Origin of the sequence: Runella sp. (genome assembly GCF_027484545.1) — a bacterium.
Taxonomy (GTDB): Bacteria; Bacteroidota; Bacteroidia; order Cytophagales; family Spirosomataceae; genus Runella.
This window is the reverse complement of the sequence record NZ_JAIXST010000068.1, coordinates 1-12,106: the sequence shown is the minus strand read 5'-3', so window position 1 is coordinate 12,106 and position 12,106 is coordinate 1. Positions and strand designations below refer to the sequence as shown.

Genomic DNA, 12,106 nt, shown 5'->3' with positions numbered 1-12,106 from the left:
TCATGTAAAGAGGTCAAGGCCACAAATTTGGCTGGTTTGAGTCGTATTTTATCGTAATCCATAAGGAGGATAATGTCTCGCGAGTTATTATAAAATAATTTTGTCAATATTCACTATTGGCTTGTGTGGAATTAAAAAATCGAACAGTTAAAAAATCATTCCAAACCTGTGAGGTTTCAAAAACCTCACAGGTTTACTCATTCAATCACAAATGATTCCATCTGCTGCAAATAAGCCATATCCACATCAGCACCGTGTCCCGGTGAATCGGGAATGATGACCTGATAATGGTTTTGATAGTTAATTCCTCCCAAAATGGGGTCTTGGGCGTGTTCAAATGGTGAGTCTAAATCGTAAAAAACGACGTTGTGTAGTGCCGACGCAAAATGCGCATTGGCCGAAATCCCCAAACGCGATTCGGACATACAACCAATCATGCACCGAATTCCGGCTCCTTCGGCAATGGCATTGATTTTAACGGCGTTGCGTAATCCGCCGCTTTTGGAGAGTTTGATATTGAAGTAATCGACAGCTTGCTGTGACGCCAATTTAACCGCATCTTGCGGCGAGAACAACGATTCGTCAGCACACACCGGCACGCGGGCATTTTGGCGAAGACGAGCCATGTGCGCGTAGTCCCAATGTTTTACGGGTTGCTCGCAGTATTCCACGTTCCAATCGGCAATGGTATTCAGTACTTTTAATGCACTTACGTAATCCCATCCTTGGTTGGCATCGGTACGAATCGGAATAGCATCGCCAATGGCTTTGCGAATGGCCGCAATCCGTTTGATATCGTCGGGTGCATTGGTTCCCAATTTTACTTTAATCGCCTCGGCACCACGCTCTTTGATTTTGATGGCATCGGCGGCCATGGCTTCGGGACTCGAAATATAAATGGTTTCGTCGGTTACAATTGGACGGTTGGTTCCTCCCAAAAATTGGTACAACGGCATATTGGCGTACTTGGCGGCTAAGTCATACAACGCCATGTCGAACGTACTTTTTACGGTAGGATTTGCACTCAAGTATTTATCCATCGCCGCCATACAACCTTCCAAGTCCAAGGGATTTTTGCCAATCAACAACTTAGCCAAATCGTACGCCGCCGCATAAGCAGTCGCTTGAGTTTCGCCCACAATCATCCAAAACGGGGCTCCTTCCCCGGTCCCGTAAAGGCCATCGGATGTATGAATTTTTACTAAAATATTTCGGGCTTCTTCAATTGTTCCAATCGCAATCGTAACGGGAGCTTGAAGCGGAATGTTAAATTTATAAACTTCGATGCGGGTAATAATGGGCATTGTATTCGTATTTATTTTCTCAAAACAAAAGTAAAAATTGTAAACTTCAAACCGCACGGTCCCGCTCGGGCGGCCCCGGCCGTTGCGGGCCCCGTCAAAACCGAACTAATCCCAACATTCCATAATCAGCAAATCGCCGGATTGGGCCGAGATTTTTACAAACCCATCGGCGGCGGCTTCGTTGCTGTTGCCGCTGCGGTAGCCAAGTTTTAACTCATCTGCCTGTAAATTGTATTTGAGACCTTCGGTTGTGATGCCTTCTACCGTGCCAACGGGCACGAGCGAAATGGGCGTCCCTTCGGCGTACCATTTTTCAAACGTACCCACCAACGGAAAAACCTTGGAGTGATCGTCCAACAGGACAATTTTGATTTGGTCTTTGTAGCGAACGATATTCGTTAGGTTGGTAATACTGTGATCGGCGCGGCGGCCCGTGGCCCACACAATATTGACGGCAGGAAAACCGCGCTCTATCAAAAACTCAATGCCTTTTTCCAAATCGGTTTTGTCTTGGTCGGGGGCGGGGGCAATTTCAAGCGGATATTGTCGGGCCAAGATTTCGTCAAAATCCACATTCCGGTCAAAATCCCCCAGTAACACATCGACTTTGATACCCAAATCCAACACCCGATGAATGGCGTGGTCGAGTACAACTATAAAAGGTGACCATTCCAACAACTGGCCCAACAACTCAAAACTACATCCTTCACCGTTGGCAATCAGCAGCGCAGGTTCCTGTTTTTCTCTTACAATGTGATGGGAAGACATTTTTAGTAGTGAGTAGTGAGTAGTGAGTAGTGAGTAGTGAGTAGTGAGTAGTGAGTAGTGAGACAAGTCTCGTATACTCATTACTAAATACTCAATACTATTTTGGTAGTGAATGAATCAGTGACAACACAAAGAAAGCGACAAAAAGCCATTGAGTGCGCTCAAAGAGTTGTTTTTGTTCAGCAACCCATCCCAAAATGCCCAACGTAAATAAGAACGACGAAGGTGCTAAACGTCTGAAATATAAACTTTCAATAGAAGCGTCGGTAACATAAATGACAATCGTAAAAAGCAAATAAGCTACCGCCGTGAAAAAAAACGGTCCTTTTGTCAGGCCGACGGTCCGCTGCGCGGAGGTATCTAAGTCCTTCTCTTTGTACAACCTCCAAATAATCAAACCTGCAATTACAAATTGGGTAATTGCAACGCCATAAATAAACCACTTCGTCGAATCACTCAAAGTACCACTTTTCAAATCCCAATCGCGCACCGCAAAAAACACAAACTCTTCTCCCAAACCTCGTAACCCTCGCCATACGCGCACGCCCACCGGCTCGTCAGACCAAAAACCATGCCCGCCCGTGAAGGTATGAGTTTGATAAAAGTTATAGAATAAATACCCACTGATAAACACCAAATAATAAGCCGCCGCCCGAAACCTGCGCTGAATCAGTAACGGAATCAATAAAAAGACGGCCGCGTAGCGAGTTAGAAAAGCGCCTATTGCCCAAAGAGCCTCATCGCGTCGGCGAACCGCCCCCTGCCCCTTGTCGGACGCGACTCCGATCCATTTGGAGAAGGGGGGAAAGACAAACCCTAAAACAAAAAATAAAAACACCGTTTCGGACCATGTATTGGTATAAAGTTGTACCAAAGAGGAAGTCGACAATCCCAACGCTACAAACCACGCTTTGTCCTGAAAACGACGCAAAATCAGCCAAAAACAACCTGCCAACGCTAATAAATTAACGATTTTGGAAGCAGTTTCTACCGAAACTGTGGTCAGCCAAGCCATCCCGGCAATCAGCCCAGAATAACCCATCGGCCATATAGCGCAAACCGTTTCTTTGCCTTCAAACGTAATGACATAGCCTTTACCGTTTAGCAGATTTTGTGCCGCTTGAAGATAGTAATGCGAATCAGGAGTCAGAAAATAGGCAGAATCAGCGCGAAGTTTGAGGTAAACTACCGCGCAAATGAGCAGAAATTGAAAAAGTAGAAGTAAACGGTAGCGAAGAGCGTTAATACCTTCCATAAATACTGGCCCCTCCCCCGTAATACTGCTGTTTGATATGGGTATATACTAAATTGGTTTTTAGGTCAATATCATCATTTTCGTACGTTGGATAGGGCAATGCTTCAAAAAGAGTTTTGCTGACTATATTAAAAACAGCGGCTGCCGTCACCGATTTATCGGCCCATTGCTCCACTTTCAGTTTTTCTTTTTTCAATTCATCCAATAGCTCAATGGCAATTTCTTTGACTTTTTCTTTGTCAGATTTAGATAAGTTAGGCTTACGAAGAATATCAAATATCGCTTTTTGTTCATCAGTCAACCCTTCTCTCTTGGTGTCTATTTCCTCCTCCGTCAGTGAGTTGATAAATGCAATCAGTTTTTTGAACGTTTCTTCAATCGTCACTGAATCTTTCCCTCGGTTGTATTCATCAATGATTTCCTGATAACGTGTGTAATAATCAACCCGCAGCGGATTTTTATCCACCATCTGTTTCAACTTTTTCTCAACCCTCTCCTTGAGAGACTGAACAAGAGTATTTTTATTTTTTGACTCTAAAAAATGCTTTTCCAACAATTCAAAGTTCAAACCGCTTAAATCAATCACCCTACCACTGTCGTGAGTGGGTTCTGCCATTACATTGTCAATGGATTGATCGACGACATTTTGAATTTTCTTCATAATGTCGGTCACATCAGCGCTTTCTACATTGCCTTCGATGGCCGAATAAATCACATTCACGGCATTCCTTCTTGGTGCGTATTGATTCAAAACTTTGTCCGGTTGGAGGGCTTTGTACTTTTTGAATACCTCTCGCGCTAAAATCTGAAACTTCCGCTTGGTTTCGTCATTGGTATATACAGCATTCACTCCCCTTTCCAGCGCTGCTAATTTTTCCAGTCCGGTGGTTTTAATCAGTTCCTCCAAATCGAATTGTACTTCTTCCTGTAAAAAGGTTTCGGTACTTACCAATACTTCTTCCAATTGCTGAATCAATACCTCTTTGGGTTGAACGGGCGGTTCAGGTTTTTCACCGCTGCCGCCTTCATTGCTTCCATAGAGTTTCAGAGCATCCAATAAAGCCGTGTAGGTTTCAATATAGTCCACAATCAACCCGTTGTTTTTTTCTTCACTGATACGGTTGGCTCGGGCAATCGCCTGCATCAGGGTATGGGATTTTAAGGGCTTATCTAAATACAGCGTGGAAAGGGTCGGTACGTCAAATCCCGTGATCCACATGGCGCAAACTATCACCAGGCGAAAGGGGTCATTTTCTTCTTTGAACCTCTTTTCGAGGTCCTGCGTATTCATTTTTTCGCGGTGCGGCTCAATATCCAATTCCCATTTTCTGAATTTTTGGATCTCATTTTGTTCCGAACTGACCACCACACAAATCTCCGTTTCCTTTATCCATTGCAATTCTCTGCTTTTTTCAAGCACTTCCTGGTCGCCGTATTTTCCTCCCGCTACCTCTTTTTCCATCTTTTCAATGTACTGCTTCCACTGATGCGTAATCAGATCGTACATCTTTACGGCGGTCAGTTTATCCAGCGCCACATACATTGCTTTGCCTTTGTAGCCACGGTTACAAAAATGCCAAACCACATCTTTGGCGATGGCATCCAGTCTTTTCTTTGCGGTAAGAATCGGATACTCTTTGGCAAAAAGCTGTTCAATTTTACTGCGTTGGTCGCTTTCCAACTCTTCGCTCTCAGCATCAATGACCGCCCGTATGCGGTCGCTGATCGTTGGATTATTCAGTTTCAGGTATTCTCCCCGGTTTTCGTAATACAGCGGCACGGTGGCTCCGTCATCTACGCTACGTTTGAAATCATAGCGAGAAACATAGTCACCGAAAATTCGCTTTGTCAACTCGTCATCCTTAAACAGGGGCGTACCCGTAAAACCCATAAAAGAAGCTTTAGGCAACGCATTTCGCAGGTTCATGGCCAGATTTCCACCTTGGGTACGGTGGGCCTCGTCCGAAATCACAATGATGTTTTCCCGCTGCGTAATGACTTCTTCAAAATTGAATTTATGAATAAGCGTAAATAAATAGCGGTGTTCTGCCCCAAGCAATTCTTTGAGGTGCTTTCCGCTGCCTGCTTTGAGTGAATCTTTTCCTCCGGCCTTGATGGGCGGCACGGCCTCTACGCCGCTAAACGTGCCGTATATCTGAGTGTCGAGTTCGTTGCGATCTGTTACAATCAGGAAGGTATGACTCCCCGTAAATTTTCGATGAATTTTTTGGCAGAAAAACACCATCGAGTAGGACTTTCCGCTTCCCTGTGTATGCCAAAACACGCCCAGTTTTTGTTTTTCTTCTATGTCAATTTGCCCTGATTCATACAGCTCATTTTTAAGCCGTATGTTGGCAATGGCTTTATTGACTCCAATAAACTGATGATTGCGGGCAATGAGTTTTACTACTTTGCCCAATGAATGATCAAACAAAATAAAGTTTTCAAACAGGTCTAAAAACCGCTTTTTCTCGCCAATACCTACGATAATCCGATCCAAAGCTACCACTCCGTCTTCTTCTTCGGTGATGCGTTTCCACTCATGAAAATGCTGATATTTGCCCGTGATACTGCCTATGCGGCTCTCAATACCATTGCTCAATACAACGAAAGCATTGTAATAAAACAGTTTGGGAATGACGTCTTTATAATCGGTGAAGTTTTCCAGATAGGCATTTTCCAATTTACGATGGGCTGCTTTCAACTCAATAAACAGCAACGGTATGCCATTGACAAACCCAATGATATCGGGACGGCGCTCTCGGTTGCTTTTGCCCTGAATCCAGAGCTGTTGTACTGCCAAAAAGTTGTTGTTTTCGGGGTTCTCAAAGTCGAAAACCTTGAGTGTTTTAACCTCACCCCCATCCCCTCTCCTTTCAGGCGAGGGGGGAAGTTTGACGGGAATACCATCGCGAAGCAGTTGGTGTTTTTCGTAATTGATTTCGGCCAACGACTTGGTACTGCTTTCTTCGATCAGTTTTTCGTAGGCTTCCAAATAGGCTTTCTCGGGCAATTGAGGATTTAACTGCCTGAGTTTCTCCAAAAATATTCGCTTGATAACCACCTCTTTTTTGTTCAGGCGCCCCAACGTACTGCCTTCTCCAAAGCTCTCTTTGTTGTACGCCAATAGAGTATCCCACCCCAAACGATGGAAAAACAGTTCAATAGCGGTTTGTTCGATCAGATTATCTTCGGAGTATTCCCAAGCCATGCTATTTAATGATTAAAGCAGCTTGTTTGGATTAATAATAGGCAAAATAAAATCCTTGAATGCAGTTCCTTGCAAACGAGTAAGCATTATACCACGAGCTGTAGAATAGGTGATTCCTGACAATGCATTTAGCAATGCGGGCTCAACATTTAATGTATTATTGTCAGGTGTTGCCAACATCTCCAAATTTTCCACCCTATAAATAAACACTAAGTGAAAAATGCCTCTCGCCTCTTCTTCATTTTCCCCTTTACTATCTGTTTTAACATCAGCAGTAAAGTCGGCTTTAATTAGTTTGTCCTCTAAATTAAAACCTAATTTGAGGCTGTTTTCCACTTGATGGCCTTCTATTTTTTCAATATCAAATTCTTCGGGCGTATCTATTTGTCCCTTAATGAGTTTGAATTCAATCATAGAAAGTTTTTCCGGGTCAAAAGGCTTTTTATCCAACATTGGCTAATTCACAATTTTGGGCTAATATTACTTCATATTTCCATTCAGGCTTTGCTTCCTGCCTATTCCTGTCTACATATACTTTAAATGTAGTCTTACCTTGAGGTGATACAAAATCAGTATGTTTATGAGGCTTAGGTACTGACAGCAAAGTCTCTCCCAACTCTGCTTCCAATTTGGCAAGGGACCGCAATGTAAAATTATGATCCCCACTGAGCCATTTATGAATTTCCGAAGGACTTTTCTCTAATTTTTCAGCAAGGGCTTTCTGCGTGAGCCCCTTTTCCTTCAAGAGCTGATTTACTCTCAAAACTATATCAGCATAAAGCCTGACAAATATTTCCACCTCCTTGGGTGATTCGTCCAATACTTGTTGGAATATTTTACTTCTCATGGTTGAATTTTCTTTTAAAGAATTATCTCTGAACTTCCATCAAAGCTTCTGAATTCTCTATTGTTATTGGTAATAATTATATCTCCCTGATATATAGCATCTAAAATTTTTTTCGCAAACCGATTGGCTTCCTGAAAAACCAAGCTTGTTTTTCCTTCCTGTGCTGTTCTGCCTGTTTTTTCTCCTCCATTAAAAAGTATCACTAAGCTTTCAGATATCCTCAGGCAATATAAGCGTAAGGGGAAATTACCATAATTTACAGTTACTTCATCTACCTTGAAAGTACCTGAGGGAGGTAGCGCCTGAGCTTGATTTTCAAATCTAAAATAAGCTTCTAATGCTCCATTTTCTTCGCCTATCACTACCTCCAAAAATTTTGCCAATTCCTGTAGTGGTCTTTTAAGGGTTGCATCATTTTTATACTTAAAAAAGAATTTATCAGTTTCGCTTAGAGTTGTATCTTGCCATCTGACAGTATAGAATACACAACGCCTTCCTTCATTGTCGAATATTTCCAGCTCAAATATATTCACTTATAACAGAATTTCACTAATTATATTTCACTTTTATATAAATCAAGGTAAAACTAAGGTTTTTGGTAGCAATAAACAATCATACTTAGGTTTACATAGCAGCTAACTCACTAATTATTAAGCGGTTTGTTCGATCAGGTTATCTTTGGAGTATTCCCAAGCCATCATGTATTTAATTTATCATCATTCCATTTTGCCGGATTGTTTTTGATGTATTCCGAAATGGTATGATAGGATTTTTGGTTTCGCATGATATGTTCCCAATAATTGCGTTGCCACAATTTGCCGTTGAATGATTGCCAATTCATTTTTTTTACCCCCCGTATATATTCCACGGTTGTGATTGATTTAAACGCATCCATCATATCCCCAACGGTTTTCCCCCCGTCGGGGCAACCGTTGGGGCAACCGTCTGGGTAACCGTTGGGGCAACCCTTGTGGTTGCCCATTTGCATCGCCCCAACGATTTCCAAAATACCGTGAAAATGGTTAGGCATCACCACGTATTCGTGTAATTCAATATGTGGGAATCGTTTTTTTAATGCCAACCATTCGTTTTCAATCATTTTACCCGCATCGTTTAATTTCATTTCAGCATTCGGGCGACCACAAGGGTTCGCCCCTACATTCGGGTTTGCACCTGTATCCGGGTTTGCACCTGTATCCGGGTTTGCACCTGTATCTGGGCGACCACAAGGGTTCGCCCCTACGATTTCGCCAAATAAATGGGCTCTGTCCTGACAACATATTGTGATGAAATACAAACCTGCCTGTGCATAATCGTATCCTTCTAATCGAATAGACCTGCGGTGGTGGATATTAGGATTGTATTGGTTCATTTTTGTTTTCTTTTTCGCCCTTATACCTCCACCTCCCCACTCATCAGCCTCGGCAATAAAATATCCCGCGCTTCGCGGAGTTTGGCGTTTTGTTGTTTCAAATTCCAAATTAATTCAAACTGACTTTTTATTGAATTGCCAAATTCTGTGACTGTTTCAAATTTTGGATAAAATAATTTGATACTTTCAAGTTGCCCTCCGCTAATATTGGGCTGTGCTGCACCTGAAGCTAAACTTTCAACAGCGTCCTTTGCTGATGGCTCATTATAAAAACAAAATAGGAATAGTTCCACATTTTCAACTTTAGGTTTGAAAATACCTACTCGTTGATTTAAGTAAAAAGAAGTTTCCGTTTTGGGCATCATTCCAATTTTACCAACAGTTGCACCAGTCATTGCAATCAATAAATCGCCTGCATTCAATTTGAATTTTGCCGCTGCTTCTGCAATGTTTTCAGGGATGAGACTACAATCAGTTAAATCAATATCGTTGTTTCCAATATTTTTTATTTTGATAACTGGAAAACCTTCATCTGTCCAATCAGCACCTTTAAAAGCAAATCCTGATTTTACATCTGCTAAATCTCCAACTGTTCCTTCTATCAGTTTTTCACTACTCATTAATATCTTATACCTCAAAAACGCCTTCTCCTCCAACAACTTAATCCGTTTCAGATTATTCTCTATCAAATCATCGTATGCCGATAAGATGGAAGCTATTTTGCGTTGGGTGGGGAGGGGGGGGATTTGTAATTTAAATTCCATTATGGAAGTCTTATTTCCTCGTGGCATCTTTGTTCCATTTGAACCAGCCACCATATCATCAAAGAATGCGTCCTTTGAAAGTTGGTAATAAAGAAACAACGGTTCAATATTTTCTTTTGCCCTGAATACAAGAACATCATTTGAGCAACCGCCTTGTTTATCAGCAAACCAAATCTTTTTGAAATAAGGACGAATGTTTGAGATTAATACATCATTTTCAGAGTAACTATTTGAATTGCCAGAAGTCGGAACATAGTTTGAATTGACAACACCTCCTCTATCGGGAATTAAATTTTCAGTTGAAATATAATTCGTAGCGTCTAAAACACTTGCTTCAACTTTCCCTGACCAATAGTTTGCAATATCTTTTAATTGATAATTCTCCCACTTCATATATCAAACCCTTTAAAGTTTTCAGAAATTGTTTTTGCCAGCGCGATGGCTTCTTCGTTGAGGCCGTCGAGCTCAAGGTGTATTTCGCGGAGGCGTTCTTCATAGTCCGCCTCGTCGTCGTCGGTGCGGGTATCCACGCCCACGTAGCGCCCGGGGCTGAGGGAGTAGTCTTTGGTGGCAATGTCTGCTTGGGTTACTACTTTGCACAGTCCTTCTACATCGGCATATACGCCCGCCGGAAAGCGGCTCGTGAGCCAATGTGCCTGTTTCCAATAGTAGTCGGTCTCGTGCAGCAGGCCGGGTTCTTCTTCGTTGGGGTTGCCACTGAGTTGCTGTTGCAGGGCTTTCAGTTGGTCGAGTTGTTCTTTCAGGTTCAACTCTTTCCAGTCTTTGTTTTTGCTCAGTTGGTATTCTTTGGAGGCTGTGCTAATGGCATCCAATAATTGCTTAATGAGTTTGTCTTGTGGTTTGCGTAGGGCTTTGCACAAGTGGGCAATGCTTTCTAAATCTGGGGCAGCCACAAGGGCAGCCCGTACAAGAGCATTTTGTTGCTCGTAAATGCTTGCGGTTTCTTCAATGATCAGGGCATCTACAAAGGCTTTGGCTTCTTTGTTTTCCTTGGCGTATTTGGTCGCAAAGTCGCTTACGGTTTTAAAAACCTTCTGCAATTGCTGTTGTAGTGCAGTAGTAGCTTCGGCTGTTTCTTTGGCTAAGTCGGCAGACGTTTGCAAATAGCTTTTTACGGTGCTTTCAAACTTCTGGGCATTACCTCTATACAGGTTTACAATGCAAATGAGGTTTTGCAATTGCTCTGGGCTAAAGTCGTTTACCTTACTGGTTACCTTGCGGTATATTTTTCGGGCATCCAACATCAGCACTTTGTCGCCTGTATTGTGGGCACCCACAAGGGATGCCCTTACAGCTTTGGCTCTGTCATAAAACCACAGCGTACAGGGCAGCGAACGGGTATAGAAAAAGTTGTTACCAATCGCCATCATCACATCTACGGCCCCCGTTTTTACCAACTTTTCCCGTATGTCCTTTTCGCTGTGTCCGGCATCAGAGGCAGACGAAGCCATCACAAAGCCGGCTCTGCCTGTTGGTTTCAGGTAGTTGTAGAAATACTGAATCCACAAATAGTTGGCGTTGTCGTTTTTGGGCAGGTTTACTTGTCCGCCCAACACCAAACGCGGGTCTTTTTTCACCGCGTCTTTGGCTTTGTCCACGCCGTCCACGTTAAAGGGAGGATTAGCCATTACAAAATCGCATTCGTGAACGAGGTCGTGTTTGTCTTCGTAAAAAGTATTGCCTTCCTGAATATTTCCTTCCAAGCCGTGCACCGCCAGGTTCATTTTGGCCAGTTTGGTGTTGGTGTCGGTTTTTTCCTGTCCATAAAATGTTACTTTTTCGGCAGACTGCAAGCCTTCATTTATTAAATATTTTCCAGTTTCAACAAGAGTTCTTGCTGAACCACAGATTGGATCAAATACAATGCCGTGATTAGGTTCAATAACCTCAACGTATAATCTTAAAATACATTCAGGCACATACAATTCTACTTGTTCAATTTCTTTTTCACTCACTTCGGAAAACTTATTGAGAAAAAACTCATATATCTTGCCGAACAGATCGCCTTCGGCCTTTTGCAACACTTCCTTGTTGAAGATACGCAGCAGTTCGCGAAGGAGGTCTTTGCTGAAAATGGAAAAATTGCGGGGCAGTACGCCTTTGAGGTTATCGTATTCGTCCTCAATCAGCTTCATGGCATTGTCAATGGCTTCGCCAATGTCGACACTTTCGGGCAGGTTGACCAAATAGTCAAATTGGGCCGTTTCGGGCAAAAACATGGCGTTTTTTTCTTCAAAGTCCTTTTTGTTCAAAGGACGTTTGCCCCGTTGCGGATGCGTAGGAAGGTCTTTTTCTACTTCAACTTTTATTTTTTGAAACCGATTGTACGCATGGCGTAAGAAGATGAGCCCCAACACGGGCATGGAATATTCGGAGGCGGTCAGTTTGCTGTTGGCACGAAGTTGGTCGGCGGCACGCCACAATTCGGTTTCTAATTTTCGGAGCTGTTTCCCTTGCATGAAGTTTTGAATCTTAAGGCTATATTAAGTTCCAAAGTTAGAATACTTATCGGAACAGCCGCAAAAAAACAAACAGGAAACGCCCGTGAATGCCGAATGTCAGCT

The 12,106-nt window shown here is 42.8% G+C and carries 10 protein-coding genes; all 10 read right to left on the bottom strand.

The features are described 5' to 3' along the window. Positions 1–197: 197 nt before the first annotated feature. On the bottom strand, positions 198–1,304 hold the full coding sequence (locus Q0081_RS06245) for a mandelate racemase/muconate lactonizing enzyme family protein (RefSeq protein WP_298350405.1): 1,107 nt from the start codon (positions 1,302–1,304) through the stop codon (positions 198–200). Between the two features lie 105 nt (positions 1,305–1,409). Continuing rightward, positions 1,410–2,072: a thiamine diphosphokinase gene (locus Q0081_RS06240; protein ID WP_298350403.1), complete on the bottom strand. Its 663-nt coding sequence runs from the start codon at positions 2,070–2,072 to the stop codon at positions 1,410–1,412. A 97-nt stretch (positions 2,073–2,169) separates the two neighbouring features. After that, on the bottom strand, positions 2,170–3,327 hold the full coding sequence (locus Q0081_RS06235) for a hypothetical protein (protein WP_298350401.1): 1,158 nt from the start codon (positions 3,325–3,327) through the stop codon (positions 2,170–2,172). Next, positions 3,314–6,538 (bottom strand): type I restriction endonuclease subunit R, encoded by a 3,225-nt coding sequence (locus Q0081_RS06230; protein WP_298350400.1) that lies wholly within the window; start codon positions 6,536–6,538, stop codon positions 3,314–3,316. The genes Q0081_RS06235 and Q0081_RS06230 overlap by 14 nt, the downstream gene beginning before the upstream one ends. Before the next feature lie 12 nt (positions 6,539–6,550). After that, positions 6,551–6,991, bottom strand: a complete 441-nt coding sequence (locus Q0081_RS06225) for a hypothetical protein (RefSeq protein WP_298350399.1) — start codon at positions 6,989–6,991, stop codon at positions 6,551–6,553. After that, on the bottom strand, positions 6,981–7,385 hold the full coding sequence (locus Q0081_RS06220; RefSeq protein ID WP_298350398.1) for a helix-turn-helix transcriptional regulator: 405 nt from the start codon (positions 7,383–7,385) through the stop codon (positions 6,981–6,983). The genes Q0081_RS06225 and Q0081_RS06220 overlap by 11 nt, the downstream gene beginning before the upstream one ends. Positions 7,386–7,399: 14 nt before the next feature. Continuing rightward, the gene (locus tag Q0081_RS06215) at positions 7,400–7,918 is read right to left on the bottom strand and encodes a hypothetical protein (RefSeq protein WP_298350397.1); all 519 of its coding nucleotides are present in this window, start codon (positions 7,916–7,918) and stop codon (positions 7,400–7,402) included. 164 nt (positions 7,919–8,082) lie between these two features. Next, on the bottom strand, positions 8,083–8,757 hold the full coding sequence (locus tag Q0081_RS06210; protein WP_298350396.1) for a transposase: 675 nt from the start codon (positions 8,755–8,757) through the stop codon (positions 8,083–8,085). Between the two features lie 20 nt (positions 8,758–8,777). Next, positions 8,778–9,914: a restriction endonuclease subunit S gene (locus Q0081_RS06205; protein WP_298350395.1), complete on the bottom strand. Its 1,137-nt coding sequence runs from the start codon at positions 9,912–9,914 to the stop codon at positions 8,778–8,780. Then, positions 9,911–12,001, bottom strand: coding sequence for a class I SAM-dependent DNA methyltransferase (locus Q0081_RS06200; protein WP_298350393.1), 2,091 nt, complete (start codon positions 11,999–12,001; stop codon positions 9,911–9,913). The genes Q0081_RS06205 and Q0081_RS06200 overlap by 4 nt, the downstream gene beginning before the upstream one ends. Positions 12,002–12,106 lie beyond the last annotated feature (105 nt).